Annotated in this window: 18 protein-coding genes; 11 read left to right on the top strand and 7 right to left on the bottom strand. The window is 63.0% G+C overall.

Features of this window, described 5'->3' with window-relative positions:
* Nucleotide 1: 1 nt before the first annotated feature.
* Complete coding sequence (locus tag KZJ38_RS28230; RefSeq protein ID WP_219803332.1) at nucleotides 2-388, top strand: hypothetical protein; 387 nt, start codon at nucleotides 2-4, stop codon at nucleotides 386-388.
* A gap of 137 nt (nucleotides 389-525) precedes the next feature.
* Nucleotides 526-1,599, top strand: coding sequence for an aldo/keto reductase (locus tag KZJ38_RS28225; RefSeq protein ID WP_219803330.1), 1,074 nt, complete (start codon nucleotides 526-528; stop codon nucleotides 1,597-1,599).
* On the opposite strand, the gene KZJ38_RS28220 is transcribed toward KZJ38_RS28225, so the two are convergent.
* Both KZJ38_RS28220 and KZJ38_RS28215 read right to left on the bottom strand, forming a co-directional pair.
* The gene (locus KZJ38_RS28220; protein WP_219803328.1) at nucleotides 1,596-2,309 is read right to left on the bottom strand and encodes a haloacid dehalogenase type II; all 714 of its coding nucleotides are present in this window, start codon (nucleotides 2,307-2,309) and stop codon (nucleotides 1,596-1,598) included. The genes KZJ38_RS28225 and KZJ38_RS28220 overlap by 4 nt on opposite strands.
* Before the next feature lie 85 nt (nucleotides 2,310-2,394).
* Nucleotides 2,395-4,299, bottom strand: a complete 1,905-nt coding sequence (locus KZJ38_RS28215; protein ID WP_246642047.1) for an FAD-binding oxidoreductase — start codon at nucleotides 4,297-4,299, stop codon at nucleotides 2,395-2,397.
* Between the two features lie 220 nt (nucleotides 4,300-4,519).
* On the opposite strand from KZJ38_RS28215, the gene KZJ38_RS28210 reads away from it, so the two are divergent.
* The gene (locus KZJ38_RS28210; RefSeq protein WP_219803327.1) at nucleotides 4,520-5,374 is read left to right on the top strand and encodes an SDR family oxidoreductase; all 855 of its coding nucleotides are present in this window, start codon (nucleotides 4,520-4,522) and stop codon (nucleotides 5,372-5,374) included.
* Nucleotides 5,375-5,485: 111 nt separating this feature from the next.
* Here KZJ38_RS28210 and KZJ38_RS28205 read toward each other — a convergent pair whose 3' ends face one another.
* Nucleotides 5,486-6,100 carry a DJ-1/PfpI family protein gene (locus KZJ38_RS28205; RefSeq protein WP_219803325.1) on the bottom strand — a complete coding sequence of 205 codons (615 nt, stop codon included), beginning with the start codon at nucleotides 6,098-6,100 and terminating at the stop codon, nucleotides 5,486-5,488.
* A 95-nt stretch (nucleotides 6,101-6,195) separates the two neighbouring features.
* Between KZJ38_RS28205 and KZJ38_RS28200 the strand changes: the two genes are divergently transcribed.
* The 7 genes from KZJ38_RS28200 (at nucleotide 6,196) to KZJ38_RS28170 (ending at nucleotide 14,637) form a co-directional block, all read left to right on the top strand.
* A complete protein-coding gene (locus KZJ38_RS28200) occupies nucleotides 6,196-7,530 on the top strand; it encodes an aminotransferase-like domain-containing protein (RefSeq protein ID WP_219803323.1) in 1,335 nt (444 codons plus the stop codon).
* A gap of 206 nt (nucleotides 7,531-7,736) precedes the next feature.
* Nucleotides 7,737-8,711: an AraC family transcriptional regulator gene (locus KZJ38_RS28195; protein WP_219803321.1), complete on the top strand. Its 975-nt coding sequence runs from the start codon at nucleotides 7,737-7,739 to the stop codon at nucleotides 8,709-8,711.
* Between the two features lie 182 nt (nucleotides 8,712-8,893).
* Nucleotides 8,894-9,952 carry an ABC transporter substrate-binding protein gene (locus KZJ38_RS28190; protein ID WP_219803319.1) on the top strand — a complete coding sequence of 353 codons (1,059 nt, stop codon included), beginning with the start codon at nucleotides 8,894-8,896 and terminating at the stop codon, nucleotides 9,950-9,952.
* 118 nt (nucleotides 9,953-10,070) lie between these two features.
* Entirely contained in the window at nucleotides 10,071-10,931 is an 861-nt protein-coding gene (locus KZJ38_RS28185) for an ATP-binding cassette domain-containing protein (RefSeq protein ID WP_246642046.1), read from the top strand.
* Nucleotides 10,931-12,211, top strand: a complete 1,281-nt coding sequence (locus KZJ38_RS28180; protein WP_219803317.1) for a sugar ABC transporter permease — start codon at nucleotides 10,931-10,933, stop codon at nucleotides 12,209-12,211. Before KZJ38_RS28185 ends, KZJ38_RS28180 begins: the two co-directional genes overlap by 1 nt.
* A gap of 25 nt (nucleotides 12,212-12,236) precedes the next feature.
* A complete protein-coding gene (locus KZJ38_RS28175; RefSeq protein ID WP_219803315.1) occupies nucleotides 12,237-12,968 on the top strand; it encodes an SDR family oxidoreductase in 732 nt (243 codons plus the stop codon).
* A gap of 58 nt (nucleotides 12,969-13,026) precedes the next feature.
* A complete protein-coding gene (locus KZJ38_RS28170) occupies nucleotides 13,027-14,637 on the top strand; it encodes an FGGY-family carbohydrate kinase (protein ID WP_219803313.1) in 1,611 nt (536 codons plus the stop codon).
* Between the two features lie 18 nt (nucleotides 14,638-14,655).
* Here the strand turns inward: KZJ38_RS28170 and KZJ38_RS28165 are convergent, their stop codons facing one another.
* From KZJ38_RS28165 to KZJ38_RS28150, 4 genes are all read right to left on the bottom strand, one after another.
* Nucleotides 14,656-15,099 carry a hypothetical protein gene (locus KZJ38_RS28165; protein WP_219803675.1) on the bottom strand — a complete coding sequence of 148 codons (444 nt, stop codon included), beginning with the start codon at nucleotides 15,097-15,099 and terminating at the stop codon, nucleotides 14,656-14,658.
* A 159-nt stretch (nucleotides 15,100-15,258) separates the two neighbouring features.
* On the bottom strand, nucleotides 15,259-15,789 hold the full coding sequence (locus KZJ38_RS28160) for a DUF488 domain-containing protein (RefSeq protein ID WP_219803312.1): 531 nt from the start codon (nucleotides 15,787-15,789) through the stop codon (nucleotides 15,259-15,261).
* Between the two features lie 34 nt (nucleotides 15,790-15,823).
* Nucleotides 15,824-16,069 carry a hypothetical protein gene (locus tag KZJ38_RS28155; RefSeq protein ID WP_219803310.1) on the bottom strand — a complete coding sequence of 82 codons (246 nt, stop codon included), beginning with the start codon at nucleotides 16,067-16,069 and terminating at the stop codon, nucleotides 15,824-15,826.
* 177 nt (nucleotides 16,070-16,246) lie between these two features.
* The gene (locus KZJ38_RS28150; protein ID WP_219803308.1) at nucleotides 16,247-18,553 is read right to left on the bottom strand and encodes an FdhF/YdeP family oxidoreductase; all 2,307 of its coding nucleotides are present in this window, start codon (nucleotides 18,551-18,553) and stop codon (nucleotides 16,247-16,249) included.
* 344 nt (nucleotides 18,554-18,897) lie between these two features.
* Between KZJ38_RS28150 and KZJ38_RS28145 the strand changes: the two genes are divergently transcribed.
* Nucleotides 18,898-19,929 carry a porin gene (locus KZJ38_RS28145; RefSeq protein WP_246642073.1) on the top strand — a complete coding sequence of 344 codons (1,032 nt, stop codon included), beginning with the start codon at nucleotides 18,898-18,900 and terminating at the stop codon, nucleotides 19,927-19,929.
* The last annotated feature ends 31 nt before the right edge of the window (nucleotides 19,930-19,960 follow it).

Raw genomic sequence — 19,960 nt, 5'->3', positions numbered from 1 at the left:
CATGAAATATCTTCTTGCAGCAAAAGTTGCCACCGCAGTTGCCATCACCGCCAGCACCGCTGCGATGGCCGATACATCCGCCCTGCAGTGCGACATCGGATACGTGTCGGGCGTCGGAGGATCGGTGCCGAGCCTGCGCGAATATCTCGCGACGCCGCGGCTCGACCAGTACCGTTTCCTGAAGGACAACGACATCCACTGCCAGGTGTCCGACGAAGGCCGCGCATCCGCATGCACAGGCGTAACGACCTTGAGCCATGCGAAAGTCAGCATTTACGAAAACATCGACAGCAATCTGGTGTCCGTCGTCGCGCGCGTCGAGCTCGAACATGGCACGTATCCGGTCATCATTGCGGTGCCGAAGAAGGACGTGCAGTGCGAACAGTGAGTCGCGTTGAACGCTGCTCGCAATACAGCAATACAGCATTTTCGCCTCACCTTGCCTCGCTTCGCATGGGTGCCCCGCACGGCAGGAAGCCTTGACCTAGGCTAGCTTCTCCTGCCCCATCTTGCGAGGATGCCTCGATGCCGCTCAATTCGTACATGACGCTCGGCGATTCCGGCCTACGCGTCAGCCCGCTTTGTCTTGGCGCCATGACTTTCGGCGAAGACTGGAACTTCGGTTCGAATGTCGCCGACTCTCACGCGATACTTGGTCGCTTTATCGAGCGCGGCGGCAACTTCATCGATACGGCCGACGCCTATACGAAGGGCCATTCCGAAAAAATCATCGGCGACTTTCTGGCCGGCGACCGCTCGCGCCGCGACCGGCTCGTGATCGGCACGAAGTTCGGTTCCAACCTGTTCCCCGGGGACCCCAATGGCGGCGGCACCAGTGCAAAAGCAATGATCCGTGCGTGCGAGGAGTCACTGCGCCGGCTGCGCACCGACTATATCGACGTCTACTGGCTGCATGGCTACGACGAACTGACGCCGCTCGAGGAAACGTTGCGCACGCTGGACCATCTCGTCCGCACGGGCAAGGTCCGTTACGTCGGGTTCTCGAACACCCCTGCATGGCGAACCTGTCACGCGCAAATGCTCAATCAGGCGGCCGGCTATGCGCCGCTTGTCGCGGTGCAGATCGAGTATTCGCTACTCGAACGAAGCGTCGAGCACGAAATCGTGCCGATGGCGCAGACGTTCGGACTCGCGGTCATGCCCTGGGCGCCGCTGAAATTCGGCGTGCTGTCCGGAAAATACGCGCGCGACGCCGGCAACGGGCGCGCCACGGCGATCGGCCTTCCGATCGGCGAGCGCGAGCACGCATTGATCGATGCATTGCGTGCGATCGGTGAAAAGCACCATGCGTCGGCGGCGGCTATCGCCCTCGCGTGGCTATCCGCACAGCCCGGCGTCGGGCCCGTGACTATCGGCGCGCGCACGCTCGCGCAGCTCGACGACAATCTGCGCTCGCTCGATATTGCGCTGACGCCCGAAGAAAGCGCCGAACTCGACCGCATGACGACGCCGGCACCCACCTCGCTTACACGAATCATCGCGCAGGCACGCCCGGCCATTCAGCACGGACTCACCGTCAACGGAGTCGCCACCGTGTCATCCCCTCTGGCACCGGCGAGCGACGACGAGCGCTATTAGCCGACCTGCCTCGCCAGATCGACGAGATCGCTCGCCACCCAATCCCACTTCCCTTCGGGCTTCAGATCGGTCGTTTGCGCAGCGCCATGCTCACGAGGCCGCGCGATAAACGCGGTCCTGAGGCCGCACTTCTGTGCGGCCGCCAGATCGCTGTTGTGAGCCGCCGTCATGCAGATACTTTCCGGCGGCAGCGCGAGCACCTCCGCGGTCCGCAGATAAGCCTCGGGCGACGGCTTATAGGCTTGCGCGACCTCGGCACCGAGAATGGCGTCCCACGGCAAGCCGCCGCGTTTCGCCATATCGACCATCAGCCGGATATTGCCGTTGGAAAGCGGCGCGATGATGTAGCGCGATTTGAGCTGCGTCAGACCTTCGACCGTATCAGGCCACGGATCGAGCCGATGCCAGGCGAGATTCAGCTCATCGAGTTCCGACGACGGCACCTGCCGGCTGTCGATGCCGAACTGAGGCAGCACCTGTTCGAGATTCTCGCGATGCAGAAGGTCGAGCTTCACGAATGGGCGCTCGCCTTTGCGGATTTTCTCCATTGCGGGCTGGTATAGCGCGCGCCACGCATCGGCAAAGGCCTCGGCTTCGTGCGCGCCGCGGCCATGCCTTTGCAGAAACGGCGCCGCTTCGCGCGCCACGCCACTGCGCCAGTCGACGAGCGTGCCGAAAACATCGAATACGAAAGCTTTCACATCTTTCATTGTGGGTTCCCTGCGGTCGAATCGCTGTTCCCGTTTTATAGCAGACGTGGCGGTGTTCCTTATGTCGATCGTGACGTACAGAGAGTCACGTCGACAAGCGCACAAACCCGTCGCGATCCCATTCCTGCGAGCCCACGCCCTGATGCACGAAGAAGAGTCCATCGGGGTCGTACTTGCGCTTCACGTCGCTTAGCATCGGGTAATGCTCGCCCCAATAGGCGCGCGGCCAGTCCTGCTGAAAGTAGCTGCTTTCCGAAACGTAACTGCCCGCTCGCGGTGCGACGATACGCAAGCTCTGCGCGGCATCGTGAATGCGCGTCGCCGCGCGCCGGGCCGCCGGCACATCGACGGGCTCGCCCGGCATGCCCGCAAATGCAGGCGGCCCTTCGCCCGAGATAATCGCCAGCGCGAACGCGTTCAGCACATCGGGGTTCATCGCGGTATCGCGCGCCGCCTTGAGGGCCTCGTCCGGAGCGCCGGCAAGCCCCTTGTTGAAGTGCAAGGTCACGTTCCACTGACTGCTCGTCTGAAAGAGCGCATCGGTTAGCGACGCTCGCGCCGACGGGTCGAGCAGCGACGCCGGCAGCCAGACCGATTCATAGCCGTATGTGAACCGGCCGGCGTCGGATTCGTCGCCTGACCAGAATACGTTGCCCTTGGGCGCGCCCGGTCGCGTATCTGCCTTCATCGCATGCGGCGCGTTCTTCATGATGAACGCCGGATCCCACAGGTGACGCGCGGGGATCGCGAGAATCTGCGCCGGCTCGGCGATACGCAGGCTGTCGCCCGCACCGGAAACCGAATCGAAAAACGGCTGCCAGAGGCGCGTGGCTTCCTCACGATCGAGGCCCTGAAACAGCATCGAAATACGCAGCGTGCCGTCGGGGCGCATCGATACCGTCTCGCCCCAATGCTCGTTAAGAAGACTATCCGCGCAGAATGCGAGAAAGCGGTCGATCAAACGACGGAATGCCTCGGGCGACGCCGCCTTGATCGTTGCCGATACAACGCCGACATAGTCGGGCAACGGATGCGTCTTCAACGTGAGGCTCGTCACCACACCAAAGCTGCCGCCGCCTCCACCCTTGATCGCCCAGAACAGATCCGGGTCGGTGCGTGCATTGACGATCCGTTCGATGCCGTCCGCCGTCACGATTTCCGCCTGCAGCAGCGAACTCGCCGCCGTGCCGAATTTCTTCGAAAAGCTCCCGAAGCCGCCGCTTTGCACGAGTCCCGCGACGCCGACCGTCGCACAGCCTCCGCCTTGAACATAGCGGCCGCCCTGCGTCGTCACCACGTCGTAGACGTGCATCCAGATTTCGCCCGCCCCGACCGTCGCGGCAGGCTGCGGCGGCATGTCCCCTTCGCAATCGAGCGGAACGAACGCGTCGTACAGGCGGATGCCGCGCATACGCCGCGTCCAGATCAACAGCGAATCGGGTGCGTTTGATGTCCCCTGGTAACTGTGACCGCCGCCCTTTACGACAAGCCGCAACCGATGGTCGCGCGCAAACCTGACCGCTTCCGCGACGTCGTTCGCCTGCTCGGCCGCCACCGCATAGACGCTCGGCGTCGAAGTCCATGCATCGACCCAGCCCGACGATTGCGTCAAGGCAGGTTCGTCGCCAAGAAAATACGGGTTCTTGATCTGCGCGAGCGCGTTTTTACAGGCTGTATCGCGCGGTGAAATCCGGCATACGTTGAGCGGCGATGAGACGTCGAGCAGGCGGCCGCCGATCTTTTCCTTTAACGAAGTCCACTCGGTTGAGGAAGGCCAGTCGGGATCCGCGGGGCGCACGCGGCGCATTGTTTTGGGCAGTGTTTGAGCGGGCACAGGCGCCGATGCCGGCAGCGCTGTTGGTCCCGTGGTTGGCTTCGTCGCCGATGCCGGCCCCTGCTCCGCGGCCAGCGGTACCAGTCGACGCACATACCCCATTGTGACGATGCCGATTGCAGCGTTGATTAGTGTTCTTCTCTTCAATGAAGCCATATTCGAATGTCTCCATGATGCGGCCGCCGGGTAGGACATAAATCAGGACATAAGGATCGCTTATCGCCCGAAAGTATAAAAACGATATCTGAAAGCCAGCGCGCTTTCCACCACTGCCCCGCCAGCGACCCATATGGAATAAGCGCTGCCCGTCGACTGTCCTTTCGAACAGAGGCAGTCGATTCGACAGCCAGTGCGCACAGTCCGAAAGGAGGCAGTCTTGCAGAACGTATGGTTGATTACCGGTGCATCGAGCGGCCTTGGCCGGCAACTCGTCGAACTCGCACTCGAGCGCGGCGACCGCGTCGCAGCCGTGATTCGCAATGAGCGCGCGCTAGAAGACCTGCAACAGCAGTATGGAAATGCGCTCACGGTCGAGGTATTCGATATCCGTAACACTGACCGGATCCAGCAGGCGGTGAACAGCGCGGCGACCGCATGGGGCAAGATCGACGTACTGGTCAACAATGCCGGTTACGTGCTGCGCGGCGCTGCGGAAGAAGTGTCCGACGTGCAGATCGAACGCCAGTTCGAGGTCAATCTGCTTGCGCCGATCCAGGTCACGCGCTGTGTATTGCCGCAAATGCGCAAGCAGCGCGGCGGGCGCATCGTGCAGATTTCAAGCATGGGCGGTCAGGCCGCTTTCCCTACGGTAAGCCTTTATCATGCGGCGAAATGGGGGCTTGAAGGCTTTACCGATGCGCTAAGACAGGAAGTCGCGCCATTTGGCATCCAGCTGACGATCGTCGAACCGGGCGGCATGCGCACTTCGTTCGACGCGAACGCCGTCCATGCGGAACCGATCGACGCCTATGAGCAAACGACCGTCGGTCTGTTCCGCCGCAAGACGCGCGAAGCGAAGGGCACGAAGTACCCGAACGACCCGCGCAAGATCGCGCAGGCCATCATCGCATCGACCGATGCGGAGGTCGCGCCCGAGCGCCTCGTACTCGGCGCGGATGCGTACGACGTGGTTCATCGCGCGCTGTCGCAGCGGCTGGCGGCGCTCGAAGCGCAGGAAGACGCGGCAATGTCCACCGGCCTCGAATACGAGGCAAAGCATCACGCGGCATGAAGAAAAGCGGCGTCGCACGTTGTGCATCGCGCGAACCATCCGCCGTCGATCGATCGTCGATCGGCCTTCATTCGACCATCATTCGATCGTCAATCGGCCTTTATTGGACCTTCATTCGACCGCCACGCGCTCGAGAAACGGCATGATGTTCCGCATCGCACGCTCGACGTAATCGTCTTTTTCGCCGACGGGCGCGACGTAGTGCATCGCGTTGCGCGCCGCTTCGACCCCTTCGAGACGTGCAATGACCCACGCGGCGAGATACTGCGATGCGAGACAGCCGCCCGCCGTCGCGACGTTGCCGTTCGCCATAAACGGCTGATTGACGATCTGCACGCCGGCCGCCTCCACCCACGGCCTTGTCGTCAAATCCGTGCAGGCGGGCACGCCCTGCAGCAGTCCGAGCTTGGCGAGCACGAGCGTCCCCGAGCATTGCGCGCCTAGCAGCTGACGCGCCGGGTCGAGTGTCAGGCGCGACATCAGCGCGCCATCCGCGACCACCTCGCGCGTGAGCGCACCGCTGCCGACGATCACCGCGTCGGCCTGCGACGCGTCTTCGAGCGAAGCTTGCGCCTTCAGCACGACACCGTTCATCGAACGAACCTCAGCCGACGGGCACGCAATCGACACGCGCCAATCCGGCTTCTTCACCCGATTGAGAATGCCGAGCGCGATCAGCGAATCGAGTTCGTTGAAGCCTTCGAAAGTAAGGATGGCGATGTGCATGATGGGCTCCTGTCGCGACGACGAATGCTTGCGTAACAGCGATGCTACGGACAAAATTAAAGACAATCAAAAAATTGTCATGGATACATTGCACCATGCCGACGCCTCGCTACAAACACCTGGTCGACAAGCTCGCGGCCGATATCCGCAGCGGCCGCCTTGCGCCGGGCACGCGCCTGCCCACGCATCGGAAACTCGCGGCAAAAGAAGGGCTCGCGCTCGTCACGGCCACGCGCGTCTATGCGGAACTGGGCGCCATGGGCCTCGTCAGCGGCGAAACGGGTCGCGGCACGTTCGTCAAGGAAGCCCTGCTTCCGCGCGCTCATGGCATCGATCAGGTGTCCGTCGCCGCGGATATGGTCGACCTGAACTTCAACTACCCGGCGCTGCCGGGTCAGGCGGACCTGTTGCGAACGGCCTTGCGGCAGTTGTCCCAGGCGGGCGATCTCGAAGCGCTGCTCCGCTATCAGCCGCATGGAGGCCGCAAACACGAGCGCGCATCGGTTGCACGTCACCTCGCGCGCCGCGGCCTTTCCGTCACGGAAGATCAGGTGATGCTGGTCGACGGTGCCCAACATGGTCTGGCCACTACGGTGATGGCGTTCTTGCAGCCGGGCGACGTCGTTGCCGTGGATGCGCTTACGTATCCCGGGTTCAAGCTGCTCGCGCAGGCACATCGTCTCGAACTCGTGCCGTTGCCGGGCGCGGGCGACGGTCCCGACCTCGATGCACTCGAAGCGCTCTGCAAACGCCGGCGCGTGCGCGCGATCTACACGATGCCGACGCTTCACAACCCGCTCGGTTGGGTCATGAAAACAGGCAGGCGCCGCGCCTTGGCGTCGATCGCTCGAACGCACGGTTTGCTCATCATCGAAGATGGCGCCTACGCGTTTCTCGCCGAAGACGCACCGCAGCCGCTCGCCGCACTGGCCCCGGAGCTGACCGTCTACGTGTCCGGCTTTTCGAAGAACGTCGCGACGGGTTTGCGCGTCGGCTATGTCGCCGCACCGCTCGAATACGTGCCGAAGATCGAACGCGCGATCAGAGTGACGACATGGAATACGCCCAGCGTGATGACGTCGATCGCCTGCGGCTGGCTCGACGACGGCACCGTCGACCGTCTCGAAGACGAGAAACGCCAGGACGCAAAGGCGAGGCAAGCGATAGCCGTCACAGCGCTCGGAAGGTTAAAGCGGATCAGCCACCCGGCGTCGTACTTCGTCTGGCTGCCGCTGCCTGGCGAAACGCGCGCGGACCGGATCGCCAAAGCGCTGCTGGAGGAACAGGTATCGGTATCCACGGCCGAGCCGTTCGCGACCACTGCGCAAGCGCCTCACGCGATACGTCTCGCGTTGGGTTCGGTCGCCCTCGATACGCTGAAAGCCGCCCTGGAGCGCGTCAGACGCGTGATTGCAGACCACACGTATTAACCCAAAGTGCGCATTCAGGCCCCTGCTGCTTTGCACAAAAATTGACTTCCACGCCCCTAGGGCTAACCCGAATGCAAAAAAGTATCAGTGTGCGGCTTTAATTTCAGTGGTGAGACAGCCCCGACAGGGCTTATTTTTCGATCATGGCAACCACCACGACAATGCGAGCTGCCCAGCCGGCAAAAGCCAGCGCAGGAGGAAGACAGATGCAAGCCCTTGCGCAAGCGACGGCCCGCCACGACACCCGCCGCGCGAATATCGCCGAGCCGGATCTCGAACTCGTCGCCGTGCCGCGCGACGGATCGTTCAAGGTCTGGTCGCATGGCTATCCGTACCGGACCGTGCGCTGGCATTTCCACCCCGAATACGAAATTCATCTGATCACGGCGACGACCGGCAAATTTTTCGTCGGCGACCATATCGGCAACTTCGAGCCGCGCAATCTCGTGATGATGGGCTCGAACCTGCCGCACAACTGGGTCAGCAATGTGCCGCAGGGCGAACAGGTCGACGAACGGTGCCTCGTGCTGCAATTCGACTCCGGCTTCGTCGCGCGTGCAATCGCCGCCTTTCCCGAGTTCAAGCGTGTCGAGCCGCTGCTCGACGCCTCGCGTTGGGGCCTGCTGTTCTCGCCGGAAACGGGCGCGGCCGCTGAACCGATCATGCGCGAAATGCTCGACGCGCAAGGGCTGCGTCGCATCGTGCTGTTTATCGAACTGTTCGACCTGCTCGCGCAAGGCGCCGAACCGGTCAAGCTCGCGAGCGCCGCCTACCGCGCCGACCCGACACGCTATGCCGAGACGCGCATCAACCACGTGCTGTCGTTTATCGACAAGAACCTGTCGCAGGAACTGCGCGAATCGGAACTCGCCGAACTCGCGGGCCAAAGCGTCAGCGCGTTTTCACGCTATTTCCGCCGGCATACCGGTGTGCCCTTCGTTCAGTACGTGAACCGGCTGCGCATCAACTTCGCGTGCCAGTTGCTGATGTCGGGCGAACTCAATATCACCGATATCTGCTATCGGGTCGGCTTTAACAACCTCTCGAATTTCAATCGCCAGTTTCTGCTGCTCAAGGAGATGTCGCCGTCGCGATGGCGCGCTTACCAGCAGCTCAATGCCGCGAGCAGAAACGAATCGGCCGAGGCGCCGCGGACACAGACACAAGAAGCGATCGGATAACTCGACATCGTGGCGGGCAAGAATCCGGACGAGGCGCGCTCATAGGGCCGCGCAAGGGGCAACCCTTTCCGTTCGTTTCGCAGCCCCCGGTACACGCACAACGTCAGCACCTCGCAGCAGCACCACCAATAAGCACCACACAAGCACTACACAGAAGTCCTTCTAACAAACGGAGACACTCGATGACCCACCCTTCCACTCACCTGATCGCCGTATCCGCGCTCGCCCTTGGCCTGATGAGCGCCACCGCCGCGATGGCCGCGCCGAGCGGCACGGTTGCGTTCCTGATGCCCGACCACGCATCGACGCGTTACGAGCAGCACGACTTCCCCGGCTTCAAGGCTGAAATGGGCAAGCTGTGCCCCGACTGCAAGGTGCTCTACCAGAATGCGAACGCCGATGCGTCGCAGCAGCAGCAACAGTTCAACTCGGTGATTGCCCAAGGTGCGAAGGTCATCGTGCTCGACCCGGTCGACTCGACCGCCGCGGCGTCGCTCGTGCATATGGCGCAAGGCCAGGGCGTGAAGGTCATCGCCTACGACCGCCCCGTGCCGTCGACGCCAGCCGACTACTACGTGTCGTTCGACAACGAGGAAATCGGCAAGTCGATCGCGCAATCGCTGGTCCAGCACCTGAAGGACACGAACGTGCCGACCAGCAAGGGCGGCGTGCTCGAAGTCAACGGCTCGCCGACCGACGCAGCCGCGGGCCTCATCAAGAAGGGCATTCACGCAGGCCTGCAAGGCAGCGGCTACAAGACGCTCTCCGAATACGACACGCCTGAATGGGCGCCGCCGAAGGCGCAGCAATGGGTAAGCGGCCAGATCACGCGCTTCGGCGCGCAGATCGTCGGCGTCGTCGCGGCCAACGACGGCACGGCCGGCGGCACGATCGCCGCATTCAAGGCAGCCGGCATGAATCCGAATCCGCCCGTAACAGGCAATGACGCGACGATCGCCGGCTTGCAGCTGATCATCGCGGGCGACCAGTACAACACGATCCTGAAGCCGAGCGAGATCGTCGCGGGCGCCGCGGCGAAGGTCGCCGTCGGCTTCCTGTCGGGCCAGACGCCGAAGGCTGAAACGAAGCTCTTCAACACGCCGACGCAGTTGTTCAAGCCGGCCGTGATCACGCAGAAGAATCTGAAGGCGGAAGTCGTCGACAAGGGTTTCGCGAATGCGAAAGAACTGTGCACCGACCGCTACGCCGAAGGTTGCAAGAAGCTCGGCATTACGAACTGACGAGCTGATGAACTGTTCGGGCGGGCCTTGCCTCGCGCAGCCCCGCCAATGATGCGATGCATCCCGAAGCGGCGTAGTTCGAACCGCGTCGCTTCTGTAACAACGAGGTACCCCTTCCATGACTGAAAACTCCACGACCCACGCGGAACGCGACGTGACGCACGGCGCGACGCCGCGCGCCACACGCGGCGAGCTGGTGCTGAGTCTGCGCGGCGTCTCGAAGCACTTCGGCGCCGTCTCGGCACTGACCGATATCGAACTCGACGTGCACGCGGGCGAAGTGGTCGCGCTCGTCGGCGACAACGGCGCGGGCAAATCGACACTTGTGAAAATTCTCGCCGGCGTGCATCAACCGAGTGCCGGCACGATCACGTTCGGTGGCCGCGAGGTCGCATTGTCAGACCCGGGCACCGCGCTCGATCTCGGCATCGCGACCGTGTTCCAGGACCTCGCGCTCTGCGAAAACCTCGATGTCGTCGCCAATATCTTTCTGGGCCGCGAAATGAGCCCGTTGCGGCTCGACGAGGTGTCGATGGAGGTGCGCGCGTGGACGCTGCTCAACGAATTGTCGGCGCGCATTCCGAACGTGCGTGACGTCGTCGCGTCGCTATCGGGCGGCCAGCGGCAGACCGTCGCGATTGCACGCTCGCTGTTGCTGGACCCGAAACTGATCATGCTCGACGAACCGACCGCCGCGCTCGGCGTCGCGCAGACCGCCGAAGTGCTGAATCTGATCGAGCGCGTGCGCGACCGCGGCCATGCGGTGATCATGATCAGCCACAACATGGAAGACGTACGCGCCGTCGCCGACCGCATCGTCGTGCTGCGCCTCGGCCGCAACAACGGCGTGTTCTACCCCGATTCGTCGAATGCAGAGCTCGTGGCCGCGATCACCGGCGCGACCGAAAACGCCGTCTCGCGCCGCGCGGGCCGGCGCCAGGTGCAACAGGATGCTCAGCCTCAGCCGGGAGATCTGTGATGAACAAACCAACCGATACCGCTGCGCCGCAGCCTGACACGCAACCGGCCACGTCCACCCTGCTCGACCGCAGCGACGTCCGCGTCAAGCATGCAAGCGGCGTGCGCGAAACCGTCGCGGCCTTTGTCGACCGCGTGCGGTCGGGTGACCTCGGCTCGCTGCCCGTCATCGCGGGGCTCATCATTATCTGGACCGTGTTCACGAGTCTGAACCCGGTGTTTCTCTCAGCGAACAATCTCGTCAACCTGCTGTTCGACTGCTCGACGGTCGGCGTGATTTCGCTTGGCATCGTCTGCGTGCTGCTGGTCGGAGAGATCGACCTGTCGGTCGGCTCGATGAGCGGCTTTGCGTCGGCGATCGTCGGCATGCTGTGGGTCAACGAGGGCTGGCCGGTCATTCCCGCGATCCTGGTCGCGATCGCCATCGGCGCCGCGATCGGCGCGCTGTACGCGCTGCTGCTGAACCGTCTCGGCATGCCGAGCTTCGTCTCGACCCTGGCCGGCCTGCTCGCGATTCTCGGCATGCAGCTCTACGTACTCGGCTCGAGCGGCTCGATCAACCTGCCGTACGGCTCGACGATGGTCAACTTCGGGCAGCTGATGATCATCCCTGCGCCCGTCTCGCACGTGCTCGCGCTGCTGCCGGGCGCGACGATCCTGCTGATCGGACTGCGCACGCGTGAACGGCGCCGCGCAGCGCGGCTGTCCGCGCCGTCCGTCGGCAGCCTGATCGTACGCAGCGCGGCAATCACGGTGTTTCTCGAGATCGTCGTCGCCTATCTGAACCAGGGGCGCGGCGTGCCGCTGATGTTCGGCGTATTTCTCGGCCTCGCGGTCGCGATGGACTATGCGCTGACGCGCACGCGCTGGGGCCGCTCGATGAACGCGGTCGGCGGCAATCGCGAAGCCGCGCGCCGTGCCGGCATCAAGGTCGGGGCGATCTATACGAGCGCGTTCGTTTTGTGCGCGAGTTTCGCCGCGTTCGGCGGCGTGCTGACGGCGGCGCGGCTCGCGTCGGCGAGCCAGCAGGCCGGCACCGGCGACGTCAACCTCAATGCGATCGCGGCGGCCGTGATCGGCGGCACGAGCCTGTTCGGCGGCCGCGGCAGCGCGTATTCGGCCGTGCTCGGCATTATCGTGATCCAGTCGATTGCGAGCGGCCTCACGCTGCTGAATCTGTCGTCGTCGCTGCGCTTCATGATCACGGGCGCGGTGCTCGCGATCGCCGTGATCGTCGACTCGCTTGCGCGACAATCCCGCGTCTCGCACGGACGCGCGTAATCTCAGCCATCAACGGGAGTAGTCAATGTCTGAATCGATCAAAGGAAAGGTGGCCGCGATTACGGGCGCGGCCTCGGGAATCGGCTTTGCGTGCGCGCGCGCCCTCATCGAGCAGGGTGTGAAGGTCGTGCTGGTGGACCGCGCGGAGGACCGCCTCGCGAAATGTTGCGCGGAACTGGGGCCGAACGCGCTGCCGCTGCAGCTCGATTTGCTGAAGCCGGCGGAAGTGTCGACGCAACTGCTGCCAAAAATTCTCGACCTCGCGGGCGGCCTCGATATTTTTCATGCGAACGCGGGCGCCTATATCGGCGGAGAAATCGTGAACGGCAATCCCGACGATTGGGACCGGATGCTGAACCTCAATATCAACGCGGCGTTCCGTACGGTTCATGCGGTGCTGCCGCATATGGTCGCGCAAAAGAGCGGCGATATCATTTTCACGAGTTCGGTTGCGGGCGTGGTGCCGGTGGTGTGGGAACCGATCTACACTGCGTCGAAGTTCGCGGTGCAGGCCTTCGTGGCCACGACGCGGCGCCAGGTCGCAAAACACGGCGTGCGCGTCGGCGCGGTGGCGCCGGGCCCGGTCGTCACTGCGCTGCTCGACGACTGGCCGAAAGCGAAAATGGACGAAGCGCTTGCGTCGGGCAGTTTGATGCAGCCCGTGGAAGTAGCCGATGCCGTCGTGTTCATGCTGACGCGGCCGCGCAACGTGACGATTCGCGACCTCGTCATTCTGCCGAACAGCGTCGACCTGTAACTCACGTCTTGCGATTGCCCACTTTGAAACACCTCCCTTTTATGCGAGGCCTTGAATCATGACCTCAGCGAACACGCGCTATGTGATCGGCGTCGACGTGGGCACCGGCAGTGCCCGCGCCGGCATCTTCGATGCGGCCGGCCTGATGGTGGCATCGGCCAAACGCGACATCACCGTTTTCCACGAGACAGGCTCGATCGTCGAGCAATCGAGCGGCGAGATCTGGAATGCGATCTGTCATTCGGTGAAGGAAGCGCTCGCGCAGGCCGCGCTGTCGCCGGAACAGATCGCCGGCATCGGCTTCGATGCGACGTGCTCGCTCGTCGTCCTCGGCGAAGGCGGACAGCCGTTGCCCGTCGGTCCGTCGGAAAACGCTGCGCGCGACATCATCGTCTGGATGGATCACCGCGCGCTCGAGCAGGCCGAGCGGATCAACAAGACGAACCATGAGGTGCTGAGATTCGTCGGCGGCAAGATCTCGCCCGAGATGGAGACGCCGAAGCTGCTGTGGCTGCTCGAACATCGTCCGCAGGTGTTCGCCAAAGCGTGGCAGTTCTTCGATCTGACCGACTTTCTGACCTGGCGCGCAACCGGCGATCTGTCGAGATCGACGTGTACGGTCACGTGCAAATGGACTTATCTCGCGCACGAGCAGCGCTGGGACGAAACCTACTTCCGCACGGTCGGCCTCGGCGTGCTCGCCGACGAAGACTTCGCGAGGATCGGCCAGAAGGTGGTCGACCCGGGTACGCCGCTTGGCAGCGGCTTGACGGCCCATGCCGCAGCCGAACTGGGCCTGCGCGAAGGAACACCGGTCGCAGCCGGCATCATCGATGCGCACGCCGGCGGAATCGGCACGGTCGGCGCGCAGGGCAAGCCCGAATCGTCGCTTGGCTACGTATTCGGCACCTCGTCGTGCACGATGACGACCACGCAAAAACCGGTGTTCGTGCCCGGCGTCTGGGGGCCGTACTTCTCGGCGATGGTGCCCGAAGCATGGCTCAACGAAGGCGGCCAGTCGGTGGCGGGCGCGGCCATCGAGCGTCTGCTCTCGATGCACCCTGAAACGCTGCGCGCGCAGACCGACGCGGCGCAAGCCGGCCAGTCTCTGCCGGTGATGCTGGCGGGGCTTGCGTCACAGCAGTCGGACAATTTGTCGGGCGCGGTGAAACTCGCTGAAGGCTTGCATGTGGTGCCCGAATTCCTTGGCAACCGCGCGCCGTTCGCCGATCCGCATGCGCGGGCGGTGATCGCGGGGCTCGATATGGAAACCGGTCTCGACAGTCTCGTCGCGCTTTATATCGCCGGCATTTGCAGCATCGGTTACGGGCTGCGGCAGATCATCGAAACGCAGGCGAAGGCCGGCGCGCCGATCGAGCAGGTTGTGATTAGCGGCGGCGCGGGACGGCTCGATCTTGTCCGTCAGCTGCTCGCCGATGCAACGGGCAAGCCCGTGCTCGCGATTCAGGCGGAAGAACCGGTGCTGCTCGGCGCCGCGATGCTCGGCAGCGTGGCAGGCGGCCTTTTTAACGACGTACGCTCGGCGATGACGGGCATGTCGCGCATTACGAATACCTACGCGCCGGCCGCCGGCGACATCGCTTCATTGCACGATGCGCGGTATCTCGCGTTCACGAAGCTGCAAAGTGTGGCGAGGGAAATCCGCTAGCGCTAGCGCTCGAGCGTTCTACTGCCCCGGCAAATGCGTCCGCAGAAAATCGACATACCCGTTCTGGATCTTGATGATTTTCTCGGCGCACTCGTTATAGTCCGAGGCTTTCGTATCGTTAGGTCCGTACATGCCGCGGCACTGCGCATACAGCGTAAGCGTCGCCGCGCCGCCGCCGCCCTTCACCACGCGCGTGGCCGAATAAGCGGGATCGCCGGAACCGGACGGCACATCGGTGTCGATCGCGAACGCGTCGGCGCGCGTGACCGACGTGCTCGAATGCTGCTCGATATAGCGCTTCGTCAGCGCCCAGGCGGAATCGCACTGAGCGGTTGCGCTGCAATCGACCGTCGCGTTATGTTGCGCGGTTGAAAGGCCCGCCTGATTGCGTTCCAGACGCTGCTCCGCCCGCTGTTCCTTTTCAGGCGACGAGCAGGCGGCAAGCGCAAACGCGGCGGACATAATAATCGCGAAGGCGGTGGCAAACGATGTGATTTTTTTCACGCGTCGAACTTCCGTGGCTCAAGTTTGAGCGCAATTATAGCCGCGCGCCGGAAGCGATCGCAGATTCGCGGGTACGGCGTTCGGTGCGCAACGGTCACCACGCGACCTTCGCATTTGCTATTGCTCGGGATACGTCAACGTACCGTCCGCTTGCGGTCGCGCGCCCGGCGTCAGCGTCGCCGCGCCGGCATTGTCCGCATCGACGATATGCACGACCTTTTCGCCGCGCGCAAGCAGATAGTCGGCAATGATGCGCCGGTGGCAGCGCCACCATACGGTCTCCGCACACATGATCGCGCAAGCGCCCTGCTGCCCGAGTTCGAGCAGCTGCGCAAAACCCGCGGCAAACTCGCCGCTCATCGCGTAGTCCGCATAGTTGTGAAACGAGCGGTTTTGCCAGAACGCGTTAGTCGACGGCGACACGTCTTTGCGCATGCTGCGCCGGCCGCCAAGCTCGGCGATGTGCAGATAGCCGATTGCGGGCGCGAGCGCATCGGGCAGTGTATCGGCATTGAACTGAGGGTTCGTGGCCGAGCGCGGAATACGGCGAACGTCGACGAGTGTCGCGATCTGCGCGCCTTTCAATAGCGAAAGAAACTCGTCGAGCGTTCGCGTCGCATGCCCGATTGTGTAGAACGTATATGCCATATGCGCAGCATAAGCGCTTTGAGCGACAACGCGTCTACGGCGCTTCGGCCGGGCGTATGTCATTCGATTGCAGCGCGTCGCCGCTTATCAGTGAAGCCATCGCGCGCAGCAGCGATTGACCGCCCGGTGTCAGCGTCGGCAATGCAATGCCGCTGACCGTCTGTTCGAGCGCGACCAGTTGCTGTTCGAGCAGGGTCTTCAATTCGCCGCGGTCGATGTCGGTCAGATCCGGCGCATTCTTGACGAGCAGTAGCGTGGCGAACTCGTGTGGACTCAACATATGCGCCTCCATTGTTGTATTAGTGAAGACGTGTTCAGCACGCATCGATCGCCACCGCGAGCGATCGCCGGTACTGCCGGTTCCATCATGCGGCTGTGTGGTTCGAGGGTAAACGCCTCGCGTCGCATTGTTAAGTACCCCGCCGTATCCATAAATCTTCGATTTCGTACAGATTGCTCACAGCACCGCTTCCCGAGCCGTCTCCCGCATGACCCGCACCGGTATCGACTTCGCCCCCGGCACTTTGCTTTCCTTCGCGCAGTGCCACAGCGGCAGCAGCGGATTGCACTCCGGGTAATAGCCGGCAATGCAACCCTGCGGGATATCGAACGGCACGATCGTGAGCCCGTCGACGCGGCGTTCGACGCCATCGTCCGCGATCGTCTGCAACGTGATCGTGTCGCCGTGCGACAGCGCGCGTGTCGCCATATCGGACGGGTTCATCAGGATGACCATGCGCGAGCCCTTGATGCCTCTGAAGCGATCGTCGTGGTTATAGATCGTCGTGTTGAACTGGCTGTCGCTGCGTAAGGTCATGAGCCGCAGCGAGTCGGGCTCGCGCACGGGCATATCCGGGTCTTCGCAGATCGAAGTGGGCGCCATGAATTCAGCCTTGCCGCTTTTTGTTTGCCATTTGCGCTCGCGCGCGGGCAAGGGCCGCGGAAAGCCGCCGGGCGTCCACATGCGCCGGTCGAAATCATCGAACATTTCCGGCCACGTTTTCGCCATTTCCGCGCGCACGCGCGCGTAGTCGTCGCGCCATGCGTCCCAGTCGACGGTCGAGCGAGCGCCAAAGGTTGCCTTCGCGATGCCGGCGACAATAAACGGCTCCGAGCGTATCGACGGCGACGCCGGCTCCGCCACACCACGCGAGCCGTGGAAACAACCGGTGCTATCTTCCATCGACACGGCCTGGTCGCCGCCCGCCTGCCGGTCGATTTCGATGCGGCTCAGGCATGGCAGCACATAGGAGTCCCTGCCGTGCACGAGATGGCTGCGATTGAGCTTCGTCGTGATGTTCACGGTGAGATCGAGCTGGCCCCACGCGGGCTCGGTACGCAAACGATCCGGCACGGAACGCACCAGATTGCCGCCAAGGTTGACGACCGCTTTGACCTTGCCGTCGAGCATCGCTTCGAATGCCTCGACGATATTCATGCCCTTCTCGCGCGGCGGTTCGAACGAGAACTGCTTTGCAAGCTGATCGAGGGGCGCGAGTTCGGGTTTTTCGGTAATGCCGACCGTGCGCTGGCCCTGCACGTTCGAGTGGCCGCGCACCGGCGATGGCCCCGCGCCGGGCTTGCCGACATTGCCGCGCAGCAGGAGCAGATTGACGAGCATCCGCACGTTCTGCACGCCCATGCGGTGCTGCGTCATGCCCATGCCGTAGTGCGCGATCACGGCATTCGCCTTCATATACTCGCTTGCGGCCGCTTCGATCGCCTCTCGTTGCAGCCCGCTTTCCCGAAGTATCTCGTCCCAGTTTGCGTCGCGAACGTATTGCGCGAACGCCTCGAAGCCGTTCGTATGCTCGCGGATGAAATCGACATCGATCACGCGCGGCTCGCCGGCGCTGAGCGCATGGTCATCGGCCTCGATCACAGCCTTGCAGATGCCGAGCATCGCGGCCGTGTCGCCGCCCGTTCTAACCTGGTGGTACTGCGTGCTGATCTGCGTATCGCCGGGCGTCAGCATGTCTTTCGGCGACTGCGGGTTCGCGAAGTGAAGCAGGCCTGGTTCGCGCAACGGATTGAACGTGATGATCGGCACGCCGCGCTTTCTCGCGTCCTGCAGCTGGTGCAGCATGCGCGGGCTGTTCGTGCCGACGTTCTGGCCGAAGAAAAACATCAAATCGGTCTTTTCGAAATCGTCGAGCGTGATGGTGCCCACACCGACGCCGATCGCTTCCTTGAGCCCGACGCTCGAGCTTTCGTGGCACATGTTGGAGCTATCGGGCAGATTGTTCGTCCCGTACATGCGCGCGAACAGCTGCAGCATGTACGAGGTTTCGAGCGACGCGCGGCCCGACGTATAGAACACCACGCTGTTCGGGTCGAGCTCGCGCAGTTGCGCGCCGATCGCATCGAATGCGTCTTGCCACGAAACAGGCACGTATCGGTCGGTGGCCGCGTCGTAGCGCATCGGCTCAGTCAGGCGCCCCGCTTCTTCCAGATCGTGGTCGTGCCATGTCAGCAGTTCGCGAACCGGATGCACGCGGAAAAATTCGGGCGTCATGCGCTTCGCTGTGATGTCCCACGCGGTCGCCTTCGCGCCGCTTTCGCAGAACTCGAACGGATGGGGCGACGCAGGCTTCGCCCATGAACAGCTCACGCACATAAAGCCATCGGGCTTATTCTGATGCATCAAGGCGCGGCTATCTGCGAGCGGCGCCTTTTCCTGCAGAAGAATTTTCGCGACCGCCTTCACCGATCCCCAACCGCCCGACGCAAATGGGTACGTGCTGCTCTTTCTCTCGCTTGCCATGTGAATTCACCTGTTACCGAAATATCATCTGGCGACGAGCATGTAGCGTTCCAGCCACGCTCCGGCTTGGCCTGCGCCCTGGCGCACCAATGCGCGCGGCGAAGCGGTGTATGTTTACGGCACACTGACAACGGCAAGTTTTATGGCAGCCGCTTCAGTCAGGACAACAACAGAGAATAAGACAACCGATGCTGAGCACTGCCTTTTTCTGCCCGCATGTCCTTCTCCGGCGCCGTCAGCACGCGCACGTTCAGCGTTTTTGCGCTGCAGCAGCGATCGCGCTCACGGCGCTCACCATCGCCGTTGTCATCTCCCGCCCCGCGCACGCGCAATCGAGCGTCGAGATGTATGGCCGGATCGACGGCGGCATCGAGTACCTGAACCATCTGGCCCAGCCGAACGGCACCAACGCATCGCGCTGGAGCGCTGAGAGCGGCGACTGGGGCACAAGCATGTGGGGCATGCGCGGTACCGAAGATCTAGGCGGTGGCCTGAATGCGCTGTTCGACCTTGAAACGGCCTTCCAGGTGATGAATGGCATGACCGGCGGCAACGGGCGACTGTTCTCGCGCCGCGCCTATGTCGGCCTCAACGACTCGAAGCTTGGACAAATCCAGGCCGGCCGCAATCTGTTTATCGACAGCGACGGCGTGTGGGCATTCGATCCGTTCGTGCAGCAGGCGGTGTCGTCGGCGTCGCTCGTGCGTGGCCGCAACTGGCAGCAGACGAACAACAACGTGGAGTACCACAGCCCCATCATCGGCGGATTCGACGTGCAAACGCAGTTCGCGTTCGGCAACCAGACCAGCTTCAACACGGGGGCGCCAGGCGAATTCGGCCGCTCCAACGGCGTGATGCTGACGTGGCATTCGCCGGCCCTCGAGTTTCGCGGCATCTATGACGAGCTGCGTAACTCGAATGGGCAGATGGACAATATTTTCACGGCCTCGCGCGAATACTTCCTCGGTGCGAACATCAACGTCGACCCCGTGAAAGTCCAGGCCGCGTGGACACACTACGCGGCGCCCGACACGCCCGCCGGCCTCGCGGACACCGCAAACTACTACTGGCTCGGCGCCACGCTCCAGGCAACCACGCGCTGGGCGGTGACGGCGGCGGGCTTCTACGTCAACGTGCCCAATGGCGGCGGCGACGCAACGCACGACCCCGCAGGCCACGCCACGCTCTATGCGCTTGGCACAACGTATAACTTCAGCAAGCGCACGTTTTTCTACGCGACTGTCGCGTATGTGCGCAATAGCGCGAATGCGACGTTCTCGGTATTTGCCAACCCGCGCGGCTCGACGCCGAACACGAGTCCGCTCGCCGGCGAATCGCAGACTGGCGCGTATATGGGAATCATGAGCAACTTCTGATGCAGTGAAGCACTGCACGCGATGTGCAGAC

It is taken from the genome of Paraburkholderia edwinii, from assembly GCF_019428685.1.
Taxonomy (GTDB): domain Bacteria; phylum Pseudomonadota; class Gammaproteobacteria; order Burkholderiales; family Burkholderiaceae; genus Paraburkholderia; species Paraburkholderia edwinii.
This window is presented reverse-complemented; position numbering and strand designations above follow the sequence as displayed.